Source organism: Mammaliicoccus sp. P-M59, from assembly GCF_022386135.1.
Lineage (GTDB): Bacteria > Bacillota > Bacilli > Staphylococcales > Staphylococcaceae > Mammaliicoccus > Mammaliicoccus sciuri_A.
Genome location: NZ_JAJNJJ010000009.1, coordinates 13,593 through 36,651 on the forward strand (window position 1 = coordinate 13,593; position 23,059 = coordinate 36,651).

Sequence of the window (23,059 nt, forward strand, 5' to 3'; positions counted from 1 at the left end):
GGGCAATATTGTGAGCACTCAAACTAATTTATCCGACAAATTAGATGAAATGGAACACATTAAGAATAGAAGTAATTATTTAAGAGGAACAATTAAAGAAGGTTTAGCAGATGAAATAACTGGAGCAATAGCTGAAGATGATACTAAATTACTTAAATTCCATGGTAGTTATATGCAAGATGATAGGGATATTCGTGATGAGCGTCGTAAACAAAAGTTAGAACCAGCATATAGTTTCATGATTAGAGTAAGAGTTCCAGGTGGTACGGCTACTGCTGATCAATGGATTGCGATGGATGATATTTCAACAGAATACGCTAACAACACAATCAAATTGACAACAAGACAAGCATTTCAATTCCACGGCATCTTAAAAAGAAACTTAAAAAGTTCAATGCAAAGTATCCACCATGCTGTTATGGATTCATTAGCAGCATGTGGTGACGTTAACAGAAACGTCATGTGTAATCCAAATCCATATCAGTCAGGCGTGCACAAAGAAGTAGACACACTTGCTACAAAAATAAGTGATCATTTATCACCTCAAACTGGTGCGTATCATGAGATTTGGTTAGACGATGAAAAAATAGTCGATACAAAAGAAGAAATTGAACCAATGTACGGTAAGACATACTTGCCAAGAAAATTCAAAATCGGTATCGCTGTACCACCATCAAATGATATTGATGTTTATTCACAAGATATCGGATTGATTGCAGTTATTGAAGATGATCAATTAGTAGGATTTAATGTGACAGTCGGTGGCGGTATGGGTATGACACACGGTGATACGAAGACATACCCTCAAGTAGGACGTCTATTAGGCTACTTCCCTAAAGAAGAAGCGGTAGATGTTTGTGAGAAGATTTTAACTATCCAACGTGATTATGGTAATAGAGAAAACAGAAAGAATGCACGATTTAAATATACTGTTGATCGTCTAGGTGTTGATTTTATTCGTGAAGAATTGAATAAACGTTTAGGTTGGGAAATTGAAGAGGCGAAACCATTTGAATTTGAACATAATGGTGACCGATACGGTTGGACTGAAGGAAGCGGAAAATGGCACTTTACATTATTTATTCAAAATGGACGTGTCAAAGATACTTCTGATTACAAATTGAAGACAGCCTTGAGAGAAATAGCTGAAATTCATACAGGTGACTTCCGTTTAACACCAAACCAGAACTTAATTATTGCCAATGTTGCCAAAAGTAAAAAACAACAAATTCAAAAAATTATTGATCAATACGGCATAACAGATGGTGAACATTATACAGGACTTAGAAGAAATTCAATGGCATGTGTTGCATTTCCAACATGTGGTTTAGCAATGGCTGAATCAGAACGTTACCTTCCAACACTGATCAATAAAATTGAAGGACTTTTAGATGAAGCAGGTTTAAATGAAGAAGAAATTACGATTCGAATGACTGGTTGTCCAAATGGATGTGCAAGACCAGCATTAGCTGAAATTGCATTTATCGGTAAAGCGCCAGGTAAATATAATATGTACCTTGGCGGCGGATTCACTGGAAATCGTTTAAATAAATTATTTAAAGAAAATATTGGTGAAGATGAGATTTTAGAAAGCTTAAAACCAATTCTGATTCAATACGGTAAAGAAAAAAATGATGGAGAACACTTTGGAGACTTTGTTATCCGTAAAGGCATAATTAAAGAAGTGCAATCAGGGCAAGACTTCCATAGTTAATCAGAAAATGGGGTGTAAGAATGGGGAAAGTATTCTTGGTTGGTGCTGGACCGGGCGATCCAGATTTAATAACAGTTAAAGGTATTAAAGCCATTAAACAGTCTAATGTCATATTATATGACCGACTCGTTAATAAAGCATTATTAGATTATGCAACTGAAGACACGAGAATGATTTATTGTGGTAAAAGTCCGAATAAGCATTCTTTAACTCAAGATGAAATTAATGAATTGCTCGTAAAACTTTCTCTAGAAGGTTACACCATAACAAGACTTAAAGGTGGCGATCCATTTATCTTTGGTCGTGGTGGCGAGGAAGCAGAAACATTAAAGAACTATGATATTCCGTTCGAAGTAGTTCCAGGTATTACTGCTGGTGTTGCGGCACCAGCTTATGCTGGTATTCCAGTGACACATAGAGATTATAGTTCATCTGTTGCCTTTATAACAGGTGTTATGAAAGACAGTGTTGATGAAGATGAATATTGGAAACACTTAGCACTAGGACCAGAAACACTTTGTATTTATATGGGTGTAAAGAAGTTACCTGATATTCAAAAATTATTAGTGAAACACGGTAAAGATATTCAAACACCAGTAGCATTAATTCATTGTGGAACTTCACAGAAACAAGTAACAGTGACAGGGACTTTAGAAGACATTGTAGAGAAATCACATCAAATTACAAACCCTGCAATGATTGTTATTGGAGAAGTCGTCAAACTGAGAGAACGCATGAGCTGGTTTGAAGAAGTGGCATCAGAACAGAACGTTCCACAACTTATTTATTAATACTGGAGGGATACAATGATAGGCGTGTTATATGTCAGTCACGGTAGCAGAATTAAAGAAGCGACAGATGAGGCAATTTCTTTTATTGAATCAGTGAAACAGTCTATTGATATACCGTTACAAGAAATTTGTTTCTTAGAATTAGCACAACCAGATATTCATCAAGGCGTTGAAAAGCTTATAGCGAAAGGTGCAACCGAGATATCCGTTATACCCGTATTGTTACTAAGTGCAGGTCATTATTTTAAAGATATACCGAAAGAGATAAATGAAATTAAGACACAATATCCAGAAGTAACTTTTACTTATGGAGAGCCTTTAGGTGTTCAACCAAGATTAACAGCCATTCTTAAAGAACGTATTGAAGAAACGAAAGTTGCGATTCAAGAAGATGCTAAATTACTTGTTGTTGGAAGAGGCAGTTACAATCCGCAAACGAAGATAGATATTACAGCTATAGGTCAATCCTTATACGAAACGACAGCATTTAAAAATGTAGAAGTGTGTTACTTAGCTGCTTGTGAGCCATCTTTTGAAGAAGCTTTGCAAGATGCATTACATGAAGAACATTCACAAGTATTCATTGCGCCATATCTTTGGTTTACAGGTGTCTTAGAGCGTCACATAGAGCAAACAGCAGCGGAGCATAATACGAAAAGCGACATCATCGTATGCGAACATTTAGGTCATCATCCATCCATACAAGAAGCATTGAAAGATCGCGTGTTAGAAACACTAACGACTCAAACAGTTTAAATATCAGATTAAAGGATGATTTATTGTGGCATACATTCCAATCAATTTAGATTTACAAGATAAAATCGTCAAAGTTATTGGTGGCGGTAAAATTGCTGAACACAGAGTGAACACACTGATAAATAGTGGAGCGTTGATACATGTTATTTCACCAGAACTTACTGACAAGTTAAAGCAGTATGAAATTGAAAGGAAATTGAAATGGCACAAAAAGGACTTTGAAATATCTGATATAGAATATGTTGATTTTATTATAAATGCCACGAACTCACCAGAAATAACCGATGTCATTAAAGATAATGCCCCTAAACATTGTCTAATCAACATGGTCGGTGATGCACAAGATGGCAATGTGATATTTCCTGGGACATTAAATAGAGGTAAGTTGCAGATAAGCGTCACATCAAATGGTGCAAGCCCAAAGTTAGTGCGTAATATTTTGAAAGATTTAGAACAACAATATTCAGTAGATTATACAGAATATGTAGATTTTTTATATGAATGTCGCACAATCATTAAATCACTAGAAATAGATCAAACAGAAAAAAACCAATTATTAGAGACCATTTTGTCTCATCAATATTTTGATACGGATGAGCAAAATAAATTCATCAATTGGTTGAAACGACAACTTAAATAGAAAGCCAGAGAGGAGTAGCGTATGCGAAAGTTAACGATATTTGCATTAGTAGGTTTTTTAGCACAACTTATAGACGGTTCTCTTGGGATGGGATTTGGTGCAACCTCTTCATCATTACTATTAACTTTTGGAGTGGCACCAGCAATCGCATCTGCAACCATTCATTTTTCAGAAGTGGCAACAACAGCAGCATCAGGACTTTCACATTTAAAGTTTAAAAATGTTGATAAGTCCATCATTCTAAAGCTTGCTTTACCAGGCGCGATAACTGGATTTATCGGTGCAGGTGTATTGAGTAACTTGCACAGTGATTTTATTAAACCATTCATCGCCTTATTCTTATTATCAATGGGGATTTATATTATTTATCAATTTGTATTTAAAAAACAGCAAAACCAACAAGTGAAAGACGGCAGATTTTCAGCTTTATTACTTGTTCCACAAGGTGCAATTGCAGGATTCTTAGATGCAATTGGTGGTGGTGGCTGGGGTCCAGTCAACACGCCATTATTACTATCAAGAAATAAAATTGAACCAAGATATGTTATCGGAACAGTTTCAGCGAGTGAGTTCTTTGTGACAATTTCAACTTCATTAGGATTTATTATCTTCTTAGGTTGGAGCCAAATAAACATTTTACTTGTCGTTGCGTTAGCATTTGGTGGCGTCGTAGCAGCACCGTTCTCAGCATGGTTAGTGAAGACTTTACCGGTGTACGTTTTAGCGGTACTTGTCGGTGGTCTAATCATATTTACAAATAGTAGCGTTTTATTAGGTACTTTAATTAGCAGTGAAGCAACAGTCAATATTATAAAAGGTGTTATTATCCTTGCTTGGTTAGGTCTAGTACTATTCACACTTTACCAACATAATAAATTTCCTTTTAATATTCAAAATCAAAAATCAAAAGAAGTAGATCAAATTAATTAATAGGAGTGAATATTGATGGTATCAGCAACTCAAAAGACTAAAGAAACAATCGAAGCTCATGGTGGAGAATTAATTAATCGCCAAGTAACAGGTCAAGAAAGAGCAGAACTTATTGAAGCGGCACAATCATATCCTAAATTAACATTAAATCCTTGGAGTCTATCCGATTTAGAATTAATTGCAATTGGTGGTTTCAGTCCACTGACAGGATTTTTAGGTGAGAAAGATTATATCAGTGTCGTTGAAAATCTACGTCTAGAAAACGGACTTGTATGGAGTATTCCAATTACATTACCGGTTACTGAAGAAGAAGCAAACAACTATGAAATAGGTTCAGACATCGCTTTATATGGAGAAGACAATCATTTATATGGTGTGTTAAAGCTTGAAGAGAAATATACGTATGATAAAGCTAAAGAAGCTCAAAATGTATACGGAACAACTGATGTGGATCACCCAGGTGTGAAACGTGTATATGAAAAAGGTAATGTTTATTTAGCTGGTCCAATTCAATTAGTTGATCGACCAAAACATGATGAATTTAGTGATTTCCATTTAGATCCAAGTGAAACACGTGAATTATTTAAAGAATTAGGATGGAAAACAGTTGTAGGTTTCCAAACGAGAAACCCAGTTCATCGTGCGCATGAATATATTCAAAAAATAGCGCTTGAATCAGTGGATGGATTATTATTAAATCCTTTAGTTGGTGAAACGAAGTCTGATGATATTTCAGCTGAAATAAGAATGGAAAGTTATCAAGTTATCTTGAAACATTATTATCCTGAAGAAAGAACACGTCTTGTGATTTATCCAGCAGCAATGAGATATGCTGGCCCACGTGAAGCCATTTTACATGCATTAGTACGTAAGAATTATGGCTGTACACACTTTATCGTCGGTCGTGACCATGCAGGTGTAGGTGACTACTATGGTACATATGACGCACAAGAATTAATTTCACAATATGAAGATGAAATAGGTATTCAAATCTTTAAATTTGAACATGCATTCTTCTGTACAGTTTGTGACAACATGACAACAGCTAAGACATGTCCTCATGACAAATCAAATCATGTTCATTTAAGTGGAACAAAAGTGAGAGAGAAACTTCGTAACGGTGAACAATTACCAAAAGAATTCTCAAGACCAGAAGTAGCAGAAGTATTAATTAAAGGTTTAAGACAAAATTAATTTCTTTAGGAGTGGAATAATGAGCGCGTCAACAAATATTACATGGCATGATTCTGAAGTAACAAAAGCACAAAGACAAGAACGTAACGGTCATAAAAGTGTTGTAATTTGGTTTACTGGTTTATCAGGATCAGGTAAATCAACAATATCTGTAGCATTAGAAAAAGCATTATTTGAACAAAATATCACGTCATATCGTTTAGATGGAGATAACATTCGTCATGGATTAAACCAAAACCTTGGATTCAGTCCAGAAGATCGAAAAGAAAATATCCGTCGTATCGGTGAAGTCGGTAAATTAATGGTAGATGCTGGTGTTGTTACAATGACAGCATTCATCTCACCATATGAAGAAGACCGTAATACAGTTAGAGAAATACTTGAAGACGGTGAATTCATCGAAGTCTTCACTAAATGTAGTTTAGACGAGTGTGAAGCAAGAGATCCAAAAGGACTGTATAAGAAAGCAAGAAGCGGTGAAATCAAAGAATTCACTGGTATTAATGCACCATATGAAGAACCATCAAACCCTGAAATAGTCATCGATACAGAAAACGAAAGTGTAGAAGAATCTGTAGAGAAAATCGTTGCATACTTAAAAGAAAATCAATATTTATAAAGAAGAAGCTCACAACGCTGGCTAGTGTTGTGAGCTTTTTGTATTGTGGTATGGCGCTTATGAACAAGTTTGGTGAGAAGTGTTCATAAGGGTGTTGTTACGAACAAGTTTGGTGAGAAGTGTTCATAAGGGTGTCAGTATTTACAATTTTTAAGAGTTTTGTAAATAAAGTAGCCGTTACAAGCAGTTTTGCCCAAAGGTGCAAATACTGATACCGTTATTAGCAGTTCTGGTCAAAGGTGCAAATACTGGTGCCAACAAAAATAGCAAAAGCGCGGGGTATGCATTGCTACCTCGCGCTTTTACTTATTTGTCTTCTTGACTTGGTATTGGGAAATATTTATATATCTCTCCAGTTTTAATAGCGTTACTGATATTTGCTAACCATTCATAATATACTTTTGATTCTTCTAATTGTGTATGAATGGTGATTGCTTCTTCTTTAGTTTCTTCATCGACATCATCTGCGTCTATGATTTTTTGTAGCAAGATTTCTGCGTCTTTAACAGAATCCATATTAATAGAAATTTCTCGATCCCATTTTCTTGAGAAAAAGTTATTAAAGAAGATAAAGAAGTCTTTTTCAGCGATGAAATGTTGTTTTCTACTTCCTCTTGTAAATTGTTGTTTGACGATATCAAATTCTTGTAGTTTCTTAACACCAGCACTCATGCTTGGTTTGCTCATTTGAAGTTGTTCACGCATTTCATCTAGTGTCATACTACCTTCAAATACCATCGTCCCGTATAAATTTCCAACACTTCGATTAATACCATATAAATCCATCGTTTCTCCAATACCGTTAATCACGATGTCTTTAGCTTGGTCTAGTTGTTTTTTGTAGTTATCTGAACGTACCACTACATACACCTCCAATAGTTACCTTAATTGTACCATGAATCCTTTTACATTGTAGTTGCTTTTCCATTACTTGTCTATTTGAAATACCTATTAAAAACAAATCATAAATGGACTTTGGAAATTTGACGCCTTTCATAATTCTATGCTAACATAAAATCTGTAAAGTTCGTTAAATAAAAATTTAACAAAGTTAACGGAGGTATTTTGAATGGGATATATAGAGCATTTATCTAGACGTCAATTTATAAATGGTGAGTGGGTAGAAGCTTCTAATAAAGCGACTCGCGACATTGTGAATCCATATAATCAAGAAGTTGTGATTTCAGTAGCAGAAGGTACAGAAGAAGATGCTGAAAAAGCAATTTTAGCAGCTAGACAGTCATTTGAAGCTGGTGAATGGTCAGGTGAGACGACTGAAAATAGAAGTCGTAAAGTTAGAGAAATTGCAGATTTAATTAAAGAACATAAAGAAGAACTAGCGGAACTTGAAACATTAGATACTGGTAAGACATTAGAAGAATCATATGCAGATATGGATGATATTCATAATGTATTTATGTATTTTGCAGGTTTAGCAGGACATGATGGTGGTGAAATTATTGATTCCCCAATACCTCATTCAGAAAGTAAATTAGTAAAAGAACCTGTAGGCGTTGTAACGCAAATTACGCCGTGGAATTATCCGTTACTTCAAGCTTCATGGAAAATAGCACCTGCTCTTGTAACAGGTTGTTCGTTAGTTATGAAACCAAGTGAAATTACGCCATTAACAACAATTCGTGTATTTGAATTAATGGAACAAGTTGGATTTCCTAACGGTGTCATTAATCTTGTACTAGGTAAAGGTTCTGAAGTTGGTGAAGTATTAGCATCTCATAAAGAAGTCGATCTCGTTTCATTTACAGGTGGTATTCAAACAGGTAAGCATATTATGAAACGTGCAGCAGACAATGTAACGAATATTGCATTAGAACTAGGTGGCAAGAATCCGAATATTATTTTCGATGATGCAGATTTTGATTTAGCGATTGATCAAGCATTAAATGGTGGCTATTTCCATGCCGGTCAAGTTTGTTCAGCTGGATCACGAATTATCGTCCATAACGATATTAAAGATAAATTTGAAAAAGCTTTAGTTGAACGTGTTAATAAAATTAAAATCGGTAATGGTTTTGATGAAAAAACTGAGATGGGACCGTTAATTTCAGGAGAACACCGCGATAAAGTTGAAAAATATATAGAAGTTGCGAAAGAAGAAGGTACGACAATTGCTGCAGGTGGTAAACGACCAGACAGAGCAGACTTACAAGACGGTTTCTTCTTTGAACCAACTGTCATTACAAACTGTGATACATCTATGAGAATTGTACAAGAAGAAGTATTTGGACCTGTCGTAACAATTGAAGGATTCTCTAATGAACAAGAAGCGATTGAATTAGCGAATGATTCTATTTATGGACTCGCAGGCGGCGTATTTACACAAGATATCGCTAAAGCAAATCGTGTGGCTAATAAATTGAAAATGGGTACAGTTTGGATTAATGACTTCCATCCATATTTTGCACAAGCACCATGGGGTGGATATAAACAATCTGGTATTGGTAGAGAGTTAGGTAAAGAAGGATTAGAAGAATATTTAATTTCTAAACATATTTATACAAATATTCAACCTGAGCCAGTGAATTGGTTTAGTAAATAAATACAACAAAGAAGAACGAGTATATAGGAGGATTTTGAGATGAAGCAATCTTATGATTATATAATTATTGGAGGCGGAAGTGCCGGATCTGTATTAGGTAATCGTTTAAGTGAAGATAAAGATAAGACCGTATTAGTATTAGAAGCGGGTAGAAGTGACTATCCATGGGATTTATTAATTCAAATGCCAGCAGCACTAATGTATCCATCGGGTAATCGTTTCTATGACTGGAAATATGAAACAGATGGCGAACCTCATATGGGCGGTAGAAAAGTAGCACATACAAGAGGTAAAGTACTTGGTGGTTCAAGTTCAATCAATGGTATGATTTATCAACGAGGTAACCCAATGGACTATGAAGGTTGGGGAGAACCTGAAGGCATGGAAACGTGGAAGTTTGCGAATTGTTTACCATACTTTAAGCGATTAGAAAAAACTTTTGGAGCAGATAAATCAGATCAATATCGTGGTCACAATGGACCAATTAAATTGAGAAGAGGACCAGCAACAAACCCATTATTCCAAGCTTTCTTTGAAGCGGGTGTTCAAGCTGGATACAATAAGACACCTGATGTAAATGGATTTAGACAAGAAGGATTTGGACCATTTGATAGCCAAATTCATAATGGTCGACGTGTTTCAGCATCAATTGCTTATTTAAGACCAGCTATGAAACGTAAGAATTTAACTGTTCAAACAAGAGCTTTTGTTACAGAAATCAATTATGAAGGTAGACGAGCAACTGGTGTAACATTCAAGAAAAATGGTAAGACACATACAGTTGCTGCAGGAGAAGTTATTCTATCAGGTGGTGCGTTCAATACGCCACAATTACTTCAACTTTCTGGAATTGGTGACTCTGAACATTTAAATTCATTAGGTATAGAGACACGTGTTCACTTGCCAGGTGTAGGTGAAAACTTTGAAGACCACTTAGAAGTATATGTACAACATGCATCTTCTAAACCAGTATCTGAGCAGCCAAGTTTAAATAAATTTAGAATGCCTTTTATCGGATTACAATGGATCTTCGGTAGAAAAGGACCAGCAGCAAGTAACCACTTTGAAGGTGGCGGATTTGTAAGATCTAATGATAAAGTTGATTATCCAAACTTAATGTTCCACTTCTTACCATTAGCAGTACGTTATGATGGACAAAAAGCAGATACGAAACATGGTTTCCAAGTACATATCGGACCAATGTATTCTAACTCTAGAGGTAGCTTGAAGATTAAATCTAAAGATCCATTTGAAAAACCTAAATTTGTCTTTAATTATTTATCTACAAAAGAAGACGAACAAGAATGGGTAGAAGCAATTAGAGTTGCAAGAAACATCTTGAAACAACCAGCTCTAGCACCATACAACGATGGAGAAATATCTCCAGGACCTTCAGTACAAACAGATGAAGAAATTTTAGAGTGGGTTAAAAAAGATGCAGAAACTGCACTTCACCCATCATGTAGTGCAAAAATGGGACCAGCATCAGATCCAATGGCTGTAGTTGACCCATTAACAATGAAAGTACACGGTATGGAGAACTTGAGAGTAGTCGATGCATCAGCAATGCCACGTACAACAAACGGTAATATCCACGCACCAGTATTGATGCTAGCAGAAAAAGCAGCAGACATCATTCGTGGTAAAAAACCATTAGAACCAGAAGAAATAGATTACTATAAACACGGCGTCCACCCTAAAGACGCAGGCGTTGTGAAATAATAGGAGAAGAAAGAAGGCTGAGACAGAAATTGTCTCAGCCTTTAGTTGTTATATGGGGATGCGCTAACTACCATAATTCTGAAAAGTGGTAATAAGAACGCGCTAACGACCATAATTCTGAATAATGGTAATAAGAACGCGCTAACGACCATAATTCTGAATAGTGGTAATAAGAGATGGGTGTCTAAGGGACATTACTCAGAATTGTGTCCCTAACAGTGTGTCTAAGGGACATTATTCCGAATTGTGTCCCTAACAGCACCTCTAAGGGACATTTCCAAGAATTCTGTCCCTAATTGTTATTTATTTAAGTGTCTATATAATGTTGCTCTGCTAATGTTTGTCGCTTCTTTAATTTCTTCTAAAGTATATTTCTTAGAATGGTACATCTCGATGGCGTTTTTTAAATTAAGATCATTTCGCTTCGGTCTTCCGATAGTCTTACCTGCTGTTTTGGCTTTTGCGATACCTGACTTAGTTCTGAATTTAATCATATCGCTTTGAAACTGATTAAGTAGACTTAAAAATTTGTTAAAATTCATTTGCTCATGCTGACTAATTGTTATTTGAGCATTAATTATATGAATGTCCACATTGATTTCCTGGGCAATTGTAATGAGTTCTTCTAATTGGTATGAAGTATCTGCAAGAATACATAAATCAGTTATGTATAATTTATCCCCGCTTTGTAATTTACTATAAAATAATGTATTTAATTCTTTTCTGATTTCAGTTTGTGCATGAGATTCTTCAATAATTGTTAACGAAAATTTGCTTAACTTTGAAAGTTGTTCAGCGATTGTATCATATAATTCGATTGGTCTAATATAACCATAATTCATAAATTTCACCTCAATAGTTTCATAAATGTATACATATGAAACTCTTTTGTTTATAATAGCACTATTGAAAATATATAAAATAGGAGTATGTATAATGTTTAAATCTTATATAGAAGAATGGCTTTCTAATCCAGGGAAAAATTTACTAGCTGGTATTGTTGTAGCGCTAGCACTTATTCCTGAAGCCATTGCATTTTCTATAATTGCAGGTGTAGATCCAATGGTAGGATTGTACGCTGCTTTTATTATTGCTACGACAACTTCAATAGTAGGTGGTAGACCTGCTATGATATCTGGAGCTGCAGGAGCTATTGCGCTTATTGTAACACCTTTAGTTAGAGAACACGGTGTCGATTATTTATTTGCAGCAACGATACTCATGGGTATTATACAGTTATTATTAGGAATTCTCAAAATTGGTAGACTCATGAAGTTTATACCAAGGTCAGTCATGATTGGATTTGTAAATGCCTTAGCAATTATGATTTTTATGTCTCAACTTGAGCATATATTTGGTATTTCAATAAGTACATATATTTATATAGCTATTACATTACTCATTGTTTATATTGTACCAAAATATTTCAAAGCAATTCCTGCACCGCTTATCGCAATTATTTTATTAACAACGCTATATATGGTAACAGGTTCTAATGTAAGAACAGTTGGCGATTTAGGTACGATAACAAGAGCATTTCCGAATTTCTTAATACCACAAGTACCTTTTAACTTAGAGACATTAACTATCATTTTGCCGTATTCTTTATCAATGGCAATTGTAGGATTAGTAGAAAGTTTATTAACGGCTAAAATTGTCGATGAAGCAACAGATTCTCATAGTAATAAAAATAAAGAATCTAGAGGTCAAGGTATTGCCAATATCATCACAGGTCTATTTGGAGGAATGGGTGGCTGTGCTATGATTGGTCAATCTGTCATCAATGTAAAATCAGGTGCAACGAGTAGATTATCAACATTTACGGCGGGTGTCTTCTTAATCATTCTCATCCTATTATTAGGAGATGTAGTTGTACAAATCCCTATGCCAATTTTAGCGGGTATTATGGTGATGGTATCTATTAGTACATTTGATTGGCAATCATTTAAGTACGTTAAGCAAGCGCCAAGAACAGACGCTGTCGTTATGATTTTGACAGTGGTCATCGTGTTGTTTACACATAACTTAGCTATAGGCGTTATTGTCGGTGTTATATTTAGTTCTTTATTCTTTGCTACTAAAATATCGAATGTTCATGTTCATCAAACAATAGAAAATCATTTTTATAAATATGCATTCACCGGACAAATATTCTTTGTTTCAATAGATTCAATGATGAATCAGCTAGACTTTTCTATTGAAAATAGTCAGATTGAATTAGACTTTACACACGCACATTTATGGGATGACTCAGCAGTCAATGCAATCGATTCAATGGTAAAAAAATTCGAAGATAAAAACAATACAGTATTTGTTAAACAATTAAATACAGATAGCAGAAAAATTATTTCCGAATTAAGTCAGCTCAATGAAACACATTTAACATAAGAAAATAATAAAATAAACCAGTATAAATTCACCGTAAAATGGATTTATACTGGTTTTTTATTATATAAATTATTTTGGTTAAACTTAACATGTACCGCCTTCCCAAATAGTAACAGGGAAGATATATTCTTTTAAAGTGTCTTTGTTTTCCATTCTGTCATTTAATACTTCTATTGCTTTCGTTGATATTTGATCGATTGGTTGAATAATCGTTGTAAGTTCTGAGAATACAGTACGCATGATTTTTGTCCCATCGTAACCAACGAGTAATAAATCTTCAGGTATTTTTTTATTATAATTTTTTGCTATGTTCATAATAAGAGCGGCATCTAGGTCGTTTGATGCAAAGATACCTTCGAGATCAGGGTGTTCCTTAAATATACGATTGAAAATTTGAATTTTATCTTCGTAAGGTATATTGAAATCAACTGAATAACTTATTGGATTTAAACCATGTTCTCTCATCTTATCTTCATAGGCGATTCGACGTCTATGGGTTGGTGAATTGAGATAATCTGGACCAGATGTGTGGATGATTTTTTTTGCACCTTTATTAATTAATCTTTCGGTTGCGAGTTGTCCGCCCAAATAGTTATCAGATTCTATTATCGGAATATCTTCATTCATAATTTGGTCAATTGCAACAATAGGTAAGTTGTCGTTTTTATATTGTTCAATATCTTGATTGTGCGTACCGACAATAAGGCCATCTACCTGATTAGATAAAAGTTGGTTTAAATAATTAGTTTCTTTTTCAGGATCGTTCATTGAATTCCCGATAATGACTTTATAACCTTGTAAATAAAGTTTCTTTTCTAATTCTTCAACGAGCTCTCCGAAAAAAGGATTAGTGACAGTAGGGAATATCAAACCTATTATTTGAGTTTTCTTGTTATAAAGTTGGCGAGCTACGGTATTTGGCTGATAATTTAATTTTGCCATTGCGTCATACACTTTATCGATTGTTTCTTGACTTAAATAGCCACGCTTGTTTAGTACTCTTGAAACAGTTGTTTTTGATACATTTGCCAATTTTGCAACATCATCTAATTTAGGTTTCATTTATAATCCCTCTCAATCCAATATTTAACCTTAGCAATAATTATAGCAAACATACATAGTTTGAATAAATATTTGTTATCACTAATGTAAAAGAGGGAGCGGGACAGAAATCTAATTTGTATAAAAAGATTTCGTAGTCCCGCCCCTGCAAGGATGACTAGAGTTGAAAAAAGCTTGGTAAAAGCGCATTTTCAATTCAGTCAGCTACTGCCAAGATGATAAAAAAGACTGAGACATTACATTATGTCCCAGTCCCTCAGTCATTTTAATATTGAATAGCTTCATTATTTAATTGATAAATTTGATAGTTTGTTGGAACATTTTCAGTAGAGCTAATCCATACTTGTATATCATCTTCAGTGTAGTAACGTTCAGTAAATATTGCTTCACCATCATTAATAAATATTTCGATAGAACTTTTATCAATAAATATTTGTAGTTTTAAGTCTTGATGATTTTGAATAGTGGCATACCTATAGTCATCTTTATCTGTTCTATATAATGATAATTCATTATTATTTACATTATATTCAAGAGATAATAAATTATTATGATTGTCTTTTAATTCGAATTTAGTGATCGTTTCTTGAGTATGTTCAAATTGATGCTCAATATTCACTTCTATATGAGATGACTTGCTGGCAATTAATTCGGGTTCTTTTAAAGTGATACTTGCAGTATCTATTGAATGTGTTCTTAAATCTTTTAATTCCTCAATTGGTTTCATGTATAAGTGACTATTTTCTAATGTTAGCTCTCTAGGTATCGTTAGAGCGCCTGCCCATCCGTCATCTTTCTCAGGCATAGGACTTTCCCACATTGCCATCCAACCGATGAGTATGCGTCTACCATCTGGTGCCAAAGTAGTTTGAGCAGCGTAAAAATCATGCCCGTAGTCTAATTCTTTAAATTGTTCACGTGTGAAAAGATTTTTATCATCATTTAAATGTCCTAAAAAATATCCAGTCTGAAATAGATTTAAATATTTCTTATCTGTTTCTTTTATACCTTGAGGTGAACAGAGAAGGATGTCTTTTTGACTCAATGAAAATAGGTCAGGGCATTCCCACATAAAACCTTCATCTTCTAATGACTCCGACTTAGCTATAGCATCTATATAATCCCATTCTTTTAAATTAGATGATTGATATAATATAACTCTTCCTAAACCATCTTTTTCTTGACTACCGAGTATCATATAATATTTGCCGTTATCTTCCCAAACTTTAGGATCTCTAAAGTGATGCGTGTTATCATCAGGTTCAGAAGCAATGACAGGGTTATGTTCGTATTTAGTGAAATTTACACCATCTGTACTATATGCCATGTTTTGATTTTGCCAAAAATGTTCTGGATCATTATCACCATAATAGTGGTGGCCGGTATAGAATAAATATAAAGTATCGTCTTTAACGATTGCACTACCAGAGAAACAACCGTCCTTATCTTCTTTTGAGCCAGGTGTTAAAGCGATAGGTAAATCTTCCCAGTGTACTAAATCTTTACTTCTTGCATGCCCCCAATGCATTGGTCCCCAGTCTGCGCTGTATGGATGATGCTGATAGAAAATATGATAATATCCTTTAAAGTAACAAAATCCATTTGGGTCATTAATCCAACCTGATTTTGCCATTACGTGATAACCTAGTCTATATCGTTCATTAGTAACTTCAATTTGATGATTAGTCATAATATTATGCTCCTTTTTCTTTTATATCTTTTTGACGAATGAAAGGATCACCATTTACATCTTCATCGTCTTTTTTGAATGTGAATATCGCAAAGATACCAGCTACCAGTGCAATACCTGAAATAATTAGGAATGTATCACCATATCCAATATGATCTCGTAAATTTCCAAGTGGTGTTGATAAAATAACTTGTCCAATCTGTGCTGCAATTTGGAAGCCTATCATATATAGAGTTGCTGATAATTTCGGATTAAAGTGTAACGTTATATATCTAAACATAGGTAGCATAAATAATGGCACCTCAATTGCATGCATCATTTTTATCATTGAAACTGAAATAGGGTGTTCTAGTAAACCACTAAGACCGATTCTTGCTACCATGAAACAAATACCTAACATTAAAGTGTTTTTGACACCAAGTTTATACATAACAATAGGTATAATACTCATCATTAATGCTTCAAAAAATACTTGTACGGAATTTAACGTACCGTACATTTGTTGACCAGCTTCAGGTGTTTCGAATAATTTAGTATAAAAGTCTGGAAACATTTGTTGATCATAAATTGTGTAGAATGACCATGAAAACATGATAAAGATAACAATTACCCATAGATGAGGTAATTTTAATAATGCGATCATTTCTTTGAAACTAGGAATTGATGCATCTGTATTATCATTTGTAATTTCGTGTTTAGCTTTGTCTTCGACTTTAGGTTTTATAAAAATAAGATTTAATAATAGTAATAAGCCAATCACTGAACCAACCCAAAAATTATATTCAGGATTTTTAACGAATAAGAATCCTGCTATTAGAGCTGAAACTGCATATCCAAATGACCCCCAAGCACGAGCTTGTCCGTATTTAAAGTCAAAATATCGGCTAAATCTTTCTGACACAGCTTCATAAATACCAGCAGCTGCTAAGAATCCAGCTGATAAAAAGATAGAACCTACAAAGATACCAACCATAAAATTATTTTGAATTAATGGTGCATAGATCCAAATGAAAAATGGACCAACTAGTGTAGACAGTGAGGCACAAAATACTAATAACGTTCTTTTAATAGCGAGTTTATCTTGTATGATGCCGTATAAAAACATCAAAATTAATGTAGTTAGAGAATTGGCAGAATAAATCGTACCAACTTCACTTCCCGATAAGCCTAAACCATTTTTCTCAGACGTTAACCAAATTTGGAAGAAAGACCACCAAATTGACCATGACGCAAAGAATAACAGTAATGTAAATGATGACTGCAAGTATGACTGATTTTTAAATGTTTTAATTGAATTTCCGAATCCCAATTGAATAACCTCCTTAATGTAAGGGCTTTCTTAATGTGATTTTATAGCTAAACTTTTAGTATGTCAACCGGTTGACATAAAAATAATATCTTTTTTAAAAAAGTATTTAATTCTTTATTAGATACTCAGCTGATGTTAAAGGTGCGATTAAACATGAATACTTAAAGCAAATTAATTTTAAATACTCTGAAGTTGAGGTGTATAAAATGAGTGCAAAAAATAGAGCTTGAAGAACAGAAAGAGATTGAAATATATGTATTAAAAGTGCGCGATAAATATTTGGAAGATGGAAATAAGAAAGTATGAAGGTGCAGGAAGACTGAGAAACTTTATTTAACCCCAATACAAAAAAGGCTCGGACACTAATAAATTGTCCAAGCCTTTTGTTATGTTATTAATTTTTATTGACTGATGCGTCATAGATTGAATCTACTGCGTCTTGTAGTCCGCTATTAAATTCTTCTGCTGATTGTCCAGCGAATAGGTCAGTTACTAATGCACGTGAGAAACTTGCGATAAGTCCGTCATTTTCTTTAAGTAATTCATTTGCTTTTTCTCTTGAGTAACCGCCTGATAATGCAACGACACGAACAACGTTAGGGTGTTCGATTAATGATTTATATTGGTTTGGTTTTGTTGGAATTGTTAATTTCAACATAACGTATTGATCGTCGTTTAATTTATCTAATTCTTTCGCGATTTCTTCTTTTAAGATATCTTCAATTTCTTCTTTATCTTTAGCATTAATGTTCACTTCTGGTTCGATAATTGGAACTAATCCTGCTTCGATAATTTGTTTACCAATTTCAAATTGTTGTTCTACAACTTTAGCAATAGCTTCTTGATTTGCTTCAAGAATATTTGAACGCATTTTTGTACCAAATACATTACGTTCTTTTGCACGTTGTAATAACTCATCTAAACCAGGAATGACTTTCATTAACTGAACGCCATTTTCTTCATCTGCTAAACCTTTGTCTACTTTTAAGAAAGGAACGATACCTTTTGAAGCTAAGTAGTCAGAAGTATATTGACCTTCAACTTCACGGTCCATTGTTTGTTCAAATAAAATTGCACCTAATATTTTTTCAGAAGTAAAGGCTGGAGATGTTACGATACGTGTTCTCATTTCATGAACAAGTGTAAACATTTCATCTTCATTGCTGTATTGATTTTCATCAATACCATAATCTTTAAGAGCTTTTGGAGTACTACCACCACTTTGATCTAGTGCAGCTATAAAACCTTTACCATTTTTTATTTTTTCAAATTGTTCTTGGTTCATTTTTTCCACTCCTTTAGATATTTTCACTTATAGTATGATGATTTTTACCATTTATCGCAAGTTATTCAACTTTTAATGAATTTTTAAGTGAGAAAATGCTCAATAAATATGTCGAATTTAAGAAGATTGACGCATGATTATTTCATAAAATGCTTATACGCATTATGATGTACATTAGGGAGGATTCTCAATGAATAAAAAATCAGCAATATTATTAATAGGTGGCTTAGCTATTGTAGCTTTAGCAGTCGCAGCTTTATTATTATTTTCAACTCAAAAAAGTACATACTACGGGTATATGGAGAATAGTACAACTGCAGAAAAAGTAGTCAGTGAGAAAAATAATGAAGTTACGGAAAATATCAAAATCGAATCAACAAGTGATTTCAAACCTAAAAAAGGCGATTTTGTAAAATTAATTTCAAACGATAACGGCAAAACATTTTATAAAAAAGAAGTCGTAAAACATGATGACATACCACATGGTTTAATGATGAAAATACATGATATGGAAATGTAAGAAATATAAAGTCTGAGACAAATGCTAATGTCTCGGACTTTTACTATTTTATTTAATAGATACATATAGTAAAATTACATTTAACTTCTATAGAATGTGGGTGGTTAAAGTGATGTTAATCAGAAATAAACAAGAATCAGATGTTGAAGCGATTGCTAAGGTTCATTATGAGTCTTGGTTGACGACATATAGAGGAATTGTTCCAGATAGCTATTTGGATCAATTAACGTTAGCGTCATATATTGAAAGACACCATAAATTTAATGCGCCATGTATTGTTGCAGAGGTTGATGGAGAAGTGATTGGATTTCTAATGTATGGTAAAGACAAAGATGAAGATACAAGTGATACATGCGGTGAAATTATGGTCATTTACTTACTTGAAGCATATCAACACCAAGGAATAGGCACACATTTGATGCAAGAAGCGGAAGAACAAATGAAGGATAAATATGATGAATTAAGTCTTTGGGTTTTTGAAGATAATCATCCTACGATTAAATTTTATGAAAAACATGGCTTTAAAAAAGATGGTAAATCTGAAATAAGCGAAGTTAGTAAAGAATTAAAAGAAGTAAGAATGATGAAAAGAATATGATACATATGGGAATTGTGTTTTACGTGAAACGGGCAGATGTTTGATCATCGGCTCGTTTATTTTTTTAGAAATATTAATTACTTATTCAATTTATTTAGGTTTTCAGAATAGATTTTTAAACAAATCAAAAATTATTCTAAAAAATATGATTAGTATTATTATACTAGGGTAACATATCAAGAAAGGAGGAATTAAATATGAGTAAAATAACAGATTCATTCTTAAATGCTTTAGATAGCATTATAGCATTCATACCAAACTTAATTAGTGCAATTATCTTATTAATTGTCGCTTGGTTAATTGCAGTAATTGTTAAAACAGTTATTGTGAAAGGTTTAAACGCAGTTGGTTTTGAAAAATGGCTAGAGAAAAAGGGGTTAACTGAATCAGGAAGTGGCAAATCAGGGTCTGAAGGTTTAATTCAGACATTTGGTAAATTAGCTTACTTCATTATATTCTTATTATTCTTACCATCAGTGTTTGATGCATTAAATATGACTTCTGTATCAACTCCGATTAAGAATATGATGGGTAGTGTATTAGACTTCTTACCTAGAATTATTGTTGCGATTGTTATATTAGTTGTTGGTTTATTTATCGCAAAAGTATTAGGTACATTAGTTAAAAACTTATTAACAAATTTAAATGTTAGTAAATATAATCACTATGTAAACTTTGGTGAGAATAAAGAAAGTATTGATATTCCTTCAGCTGCAGGCTGGGTAATTTCAACAATCATTGGTTTATTCTTTGTTGTTGAATCATTAAATACAGTTAATTTAGAAGTATTAAATACAATTGGTGAAGCAATTATTGGATACTTACCATTAGTAATTTCAGCAGCAATTATCTTATTAATTGGTTTCATTGGTGGTAACTTACTATCTAAATTAATTAAAAAATCTACAGGTAACGTATTTGTATCTGAAATCGTTAAATATTTAGTAATCATCGTTTCAGTATTTATGACATTAGATCAATTAAACTTTGCTCAAAGCATTGTTAATGTAGCATTCTTACTAATCTTAGGTGCTGTAGCAGTAGCATTTGCTATCTCATTCGGTATCGGTGGTAAGTCATTTGCAGAAAAAACATTATCAAAAATTGAACGTAAAGCTGAATCAAATGACAAATAAAAGATGATTAGAAAAAGCTGAGACATCCGTGTCTCAGCTTTTTTTGTGAATATATATAATGAGTGAGTGAAGGTAAGTGATGAAAACATGTGAGTTAAAGGTAGAATAAACTCACGAGATAGGCAAAGATGTGAGTTAAAGATTGAGTAAACTCACAAGATAGCAAAAGATGTGAGTTAAAGACATAATAAACTCACGAGATAGCAAAAGATGTGAGTTAAAGACATAATAAACTCACGAGATAGCAAAAGATGTGAGTTAAAGGTAGAATAAACTCACGAGATAGCAAAAGATGTGAGTTAAAGACATAATAAACTCACAAGATCGCGAAAGATGTGAGTTAAAGACATAATAAACTCACAAGATCACAAAAGATGTGAGTTAAAGGTAGAATAAACTCACGAGATAGGCAAAGATGTGAGTTAAAGATTGAGTAAACTCACAAGATCACAAAAGATGTGAGTTAAAAGCGTAATAAACTCACAAGATCGCAAAAGATGTGAGTTAAAGGTAGAATAAACTCACAAGATCACAAAAGATGTGAGTTAAAAGCAGAGTAAACTCACGAGATAGCCAAACATGCGAGTTAAAGACATAATAAACTCACAAGATCCACCAAAGTCTTTCCTTAAACCCTAAACATCCTCACATCTTCCAAAAATCACTTTCTATATCGTCACAATGCCCATCAAGATAGCGATAAATAGCATTAGGATGGAGAAGCCCCAAACCCAGAAGAATGCGTATTTGATATATCTACCCATATTTATTTCTGCAAGTCCAACGGCTAACCATACTGCTGGTGCGAATGGGCTGACGAATGTTCCAATTACGTTACCTATCATAAGTGAAAAGGCTGTTGATTGTGATGGAACACCAAATTGACTGGCTGTTGATTCTACTATAGGTAAGATAGCGAAATAATAAGCATCTGTACTTGTTAATAAATCTAAAGGAACACCTAATACACCGATTATAATGTGTAAATATGGTCCTACAACTGTTGGTAATACAGCAATTAACGATAATGCAATCGATTCTAACATGCCTGTTTCATTAAGTATTCCTAGGAAGACGCCGGCTGCTAATATAACAGCTGCCATCATTAAGGCATTTGGTGCATGTGCTCGAATACGCTCCATTTGTTCGTCGACATCTCTAAAGTTTAATGGTAACGCGATTGCGACACCGAGCATAAATGCAAATTCAGGTGGAACAATATCTAATAACATCATAGCTACGACGATTACTGTAAGTATTAAATTGAGCCAAAGTATGTAAGTATGCTTAGTAGCTTCACCTTTAATAGTAGCATTCTCTTCTTGGTCTTTTTCATAGTTTGCAATAATTTCATCCATATTGATTTTCACAACATCTTCATTAGGAAAAGCTTTAGCAATACGTCTTTTTTCGCGGATTCCTAAATAGATAGAGAATAGAATTGCGAGTACGATTCCGACTAGTTGAATAGGTATAACTTGATACCATAAGTCGTTGATATTATCGACTTTAAGAACTGAAGCGGTTCTTGCCATTGGTCCGCCCCAAGGTACCATGTTGATAATTGCTGCACTTAATGCAAGAAGTAGTACTAATAAGTATGGGCTCATTTTTAGTGCCCTGTATAATGGTAATAAAGCAGGAATTGCTAATAAGAAAGTAGTGGCACCAGCACCGTCTAATTGTGCAAAAGTACCGATAATCGTTGTGACAATTGCTACGATAATAATATTACCTCGTGTTAATTTAATCATTCCTCTAACAAAAGGTCTGAATAAACCACTATCTGAGATAATACCGAAATAGATAATCGCAAAAATAAACATGATTGCGACATTAAATACTTGATCAATACCGGATTCGACATATTTTCGAATATCTCCAAATCCATGACCAATAACTAATGCGCCAATTACAGGTATTAAAATCATTCCTACAACTGGACTAATTTTTTTCATAATTAACATTGCGACAATTGAAATAATAATAACGAGTCCAACTATTGTCAGCAGCGTATTTGGTTCTTCCATTTTTATCCCCCTCAGTTTAATATAGCGCTTACATTATTAAAAATTAAAAAGCTTTCTACAACACATTAAAGTGTAATAGAAAGCATATGTTTATTATATCATTTTACATTAAAAA

At 33.8% G+C, this 23,059-nt stretch carries 20 protein-coding genes; 13 read left to right on the forward strand and 7 right to left on the reverse strand.

All coding sequences use genetic code 11. From position 1 onward, the window contains the following. Positions 1 to 10 precede the first annotated feature (10 nt). Genes cysI through cysC form a run of 7 tightly spaced genes read left to right on the forward strand, consistent with a single transcriptional unit; the run spans position 11 to position 6,644 of the window. Entirely contained in the window at positions 11 to 1,714 is a 1,704-nt protein-coding gene (cysI, locus tag LQ617_RS13320) for an assimilatory sulfite reductase (NADPH) hemoprotein subunit (RefSeq protein WP_481816979.1), read from the forward strand. Positions 1,715 to 1,734: 20 nt separating this feature from the next. After that, on the forward strand, positions 1,735 to 2,505 hold the full coding sequence (gene cobA, locus LQ617_RS13325; protein ID WP_191836299.1) for a uroporphyrinogen-III C-methyltransferase: 771 nt from the start codon (positions 1,735 to 1,737) through the stop codon (positions 2,503 to 2,505). Positions 2,506 to 2,520: 15 nt separating this feature from the next. Continuing rightward, positions 2,521 to 3,261, forward strand: a complete 741-nt coding sequence (locus LQ617_RS13330; protein ID WP_239740573.1) for a sirohydrochlorin chelatase — start codon at positions 2,521 to 2,523, stop codon at positions 3,259 to 3,261. Positions 3,262 to 3,286: 25 nt separating this feature from the next. Next, positions 3,287 to 3,901, forward strand: a complete 615-nt coding sequence (locus LQ617_RS13335; protein WP_239740574.1) for an NAD(P)-binding protein — start codon at positions 3,287 to 3,289, stop codon at positions 3,899 to 3,901. Positions 3,902 to 3,922: 21 nt separating this feature from the next. Further along, positions 3,923 to 4,831, forward strand: a complete 909-nt coding sequence (locus tag LQ617_RS13340) for a sulfite exporter TauE/SafE family protein (RefSeq protein ID WP_025907279.1) — start codon at positions 3,923 to 3,925, stop codon at positions 4,829 to 4,831. A gap of 15 nt (positions 4,832 to 4,846) precedes the next feature. Further along, positions 4,847 to 6,025, forward strand: coding sequence for a sulfate adenylyltransferase (sat, locus tag LQ617_RS13345; protein WP_159316000.1), 1,179 nt, complete (start codon positions 4,847 to 4,849; stop codon positions 6,023 to 6,025). A 19-nt stretch (positions 6,026 to 6,044) separates the two neighbouring features. Beyond that, complete coding sequence (cysC, locus tag LQ617_RS13350) at positions 6,045 to 6,644, forward strand: adenylyl-sulfate kinase (protein WP_239740575.1); 600 nt, start codon at positions 6,045 to 6,047, stop codon at positions 6,642 to 6,644. 306 nt (positions 6,645 to 6,950) lie between these two features. Here cysC and cudC read toward each other — a convergent pair whose 3' ends face one another. Further along, positions 6,951 to 7,505 carry a choline uptake/conversion transcriptional regulator CudC gene (cudC, locus tag LQ617_RS13355; RefSeq protein ID WP_107565381.1) on the reverse strand — a complete coding sequence of 185 codons (555 nt, stop codon included), beginning with the start codon at positions 7,503 to 7,505 and terminating at the stop codon, positions 6,951 to 6,953. A gap of 208 nt (positions 7,506 to 7,713) precedes the next feature. Between cudC and betB the strand changes: the two genes are divergently transcribed. Further along, complete coding sequence (gene betB, locus LQ617_RS13360; RefSeq protein ID WP_239740576.1) at positions 7,714 to 9,204, forward strand: betaine-aldehyde dehydrogenase; 1,491 nt, start codon at positions 7,714 to 7,716, stop codon at positions 9,202 to 9,204. A 39-nt stretch (positions 9,205 to 9,243) separates the two neighbouring features. Then, positions 9,244 to 10,926, forward strand: a complete 1,683-nt coding sequence (betA, locus tag LQ617_RS13365) for a choline dehydrogenase (protein WP_159315997.1) — start codon at positions 9,244 to 9,246, stop codon at positions 10,924 to 10,926. A gap of 299 nt (positions 10,927 to 11,225) precedes the next feature. Here betA and LQ617_RS13370 read toward each other — a convergent pair whose 3' ends face one another. Beyond that, on the reverse strand, positions 11,226 to 11,768 hold the full coding sequence (locus tag LQ617_RS13370) for a recombinase family protein (RefSeq protein WP_239740577.1): 543 nt from the start codon (positions 11,766 to 11,768) through the stop codon (positions 11,226 to 11,228). 94 nt (positions 11,769 to 11,862) lie between these two features. Between LQ617_RS13370 and LQ617_RS13375 the strand changes: the two genes are divergently transcribed. Next, positions 11,863 to 13,314 carry a SulP family inorganic anion transporter gene (locus LQ617_RS13375; RefSeq protein WP_239740578.1) on the forward strand — a complete coding sequence of 484 codons (1,452 nt, stop codon included), beginning with the start codon at positions 11,863 to 11,865 and terminating at the stop codon, positions 13,312 to 13,314. An 84-nt stretch (positions 13,315 to 13,398) separates the two neighbouring features. Here LQ617_RS13375 and LQ617_RS13380 read toward each other — a convergent pair whose 3' ends face one another. From LQ617_RS13380 to LQ617_RS13395, 4 genes are all read right to left on the reverse strand, one after another. Beyond that, entirely contained in the window at positions 13,399 to 14,376 is a 978-nt protein-coding gene (locus LQ617_RS13380) for a LacI family DNA-binding transcriptional regulator (protein WP_204253295.1), read from the reverse strand. Between the two features lie 265 nt (positions 14,377 to 14,641). Beyond that, the gene (locus tag LQ617_RS13385) at positions 14,642 to 16,066 is read right to left on the reverse strand and encodes a glycoside hydrolase family 32 protein (RefSeq protein ID WP_239740579.1); all 1,425 of its coding nucleotides are present in this window, start codon (positions 16,064 to 16,066) and stop codon (positions 14,642 to 14,644) included. A gap of 4 nt (positions 16,067 to 16,070) precedes the next feature. Then, positions 16,071 to 17,375 carry an MFS transporter gene (locus LQ617_RS13390; protein ID WP_159315988.1) on the reverse strand — a complete coding sequence of 435 codons (1,305 nt, stop codon included), beginning with the start codon at positions 17,373 to 17,375 and terminating at the stop codon, positions 16,071 to 16,073. Positions 17,376 to 17,769: 394 nt separating this feature from the next. Continuing rightward, positions 17,770 to 18,660: a fructose bisphosphate aldolase gene (locus tag LQ617_RS13395; protein WP_037590178.1), complete on the reverse strand. Its 891-nt coding sequence runs from the start codon at positions 18,658 to 18,660 to the stop codon at positions 17,770 to 17,772. 190 nt (positions 18,661 to 18,850) lie between these two features. Between LQ617_RS13395 and LQ617_RS13400 the strand changes: the two genes are divergently transcribed. From LQ617_RS13400 to LQ617_RS13410, 3 genes are all read left to right on the forward strand, one after another. Further along, a complete protein-coding gene (locus LQ617_RS13400) occupies positions 18,851 to 19,180 on the forward strand; it encodes a DUF4889 domain-containing protein (RefSeq protein ID WP_025907313.1) in 330 nt (109 codons plus the stop codon). A gap of 112 nt (positions 19,181 to 19,292) precedes the next feature. After that, positions 19,293 to 19,778 carry a GNAT family N-acetyltransferase gene (locus LQ617_RS13405; protein WP_239740580.1) on the forward strand — a complete coding sequence of 162 codons (486 nt, stop codon included), beginning with the start codon at positions 19,293 to 19,295 and terminating at the stop codon, positions 19,776 to 19,778. Between the two features lie 197 nt (positions 19,779 to 19,975). After that, positions 19,976 to 20,914, forward strand: a complete 939-nt coding sequence (locus LQ617_RS13410; protein ID WP_025907316.1) for a mechanosensitive ion channel — start codon at positions 19,976 to 19,978, stop codon at positions 20,912 to 20,914. A 668-nt stretch (positions 20,915 to 21,582) separates the two neighbouring features. Here LQ617_RS13410 and LQ617_RS13415 read toward each other — a convergent pair. Continuing rightward, positions 21,583 to 22,944 (reverse strand): CitMHS family transporter, encoded by a 1,362-nt coding sequence (locus LQ617_RS13415; RefSeq protein WP_159315977.1) that lies wholly within the window; start codon positions 22,942 to 22,944, stop codon positions 21,583 to 21,585. Between the last annotated feature and the right edge of the window lie 115 nt (positions 22,945 to 23,059).

Coding starts and splice junctions, on each gene's coding strand:
- betB (WP_239740576.1), top strand. CDS start 7,714: ATGGGATATATAGAGCATTTATCTAGACGTCAATTTATAAATGGTGAG.
- LQ617_RS13400 (WP_025907313.1), top strand. CDS start 18,851: ATGAATAAAAAATCAGCAATATTATTAATAGGTGGCTTAGCTATTGTA.
- LQ617_RS13375 (WP_239740578.1), top strand. CDS start 11,863: ATGTTTAAATCTTATATAGAAGAATGGCTTTCTAATCCAGGGAAAAAT.
- LQ617_RS13370 (WP_239740577.1), bottom strand. CDS start 11,768: ATGAATTATGGTTATATTAGACCAATCGAATTATATGATACAATCGCT.
- LQ617_RS13395 (WP_037590178.1), bottom strand. CDS start 18,660: ATGAACCAAGAACAATTTGAAAAAATAAAAAATGGTAAAGGTTTTATA.
- cobA (WP_191836299.1), top strand. CDS start 1,735: ATGGGGAAAGTATTCTTGGTTGGTGCTGGACCGGGCGATCCAGATTTA.
- LQ617_RS13405 (WP_239740580.1), top strand. CDS start 19,293: ATGTTAATCAGAAATAAACAAGAATCAGATGTTGAAGCGATTGCTAAG.
- betA (WP_159315997.1), top strand. CDS start 9,244: ATGAAGCAATCTTATGATTATATAATTATTGGAGGCGGAAGTGCCGGA.
- LQ617_RS13385 (WP_239740579.1), bottom strand. CDS start 16,066: ATGACTAATCATCAAATTGAAGTTACTAATGAACGATATAGACTAGGT.
- LQ617_RS13380 (WP_204253295.1), bottom strand. CDS start 14,376: ATGAAACCTAAATTAGATGATGTTGCAAAATTGGCAAATGTATCAAAA.
- LQ617_RS13415 (WP_159315977.1), bottom strand. CDS start 22,944: ATGGAAGAACCAAATACGCTGCTGACAATAGTTGGACTCGTTATTATT.
- sat (WP_159316000.1), top strand. CDS start 4,847: ATGGTATCAGCAACTCAAAAGACTAAAGAAACAATCGAAGCTCATGGT.
- LQ617_RS13340 (WP_025907279.1), top strand. CDS start 3,923: ATGCGAAAGTTAACGATATTTGCATTAGTAGGTTTTTTAGCACAACTT.
- LQ617_RS13410 (WP_025907316.1), top strand. CDS start 19,976: ATGAGTAAAATAACAGATTCATTCTTAAATGCTTTAGATAGCATTATA.
- LQ617_RS13330 (WP_239740573.1), top strand. CDS start 2,521: ATGATAGGCGTGTTATATGTCAGTCACGGTAGCAGAATTAAAGAAGCG.
- cysC (WP_239740575.1), top strand. CDS start 6,045: ATGAGCGCGTCAACAAATATTACATGGCATGATTCTGAAGTAACAAAA.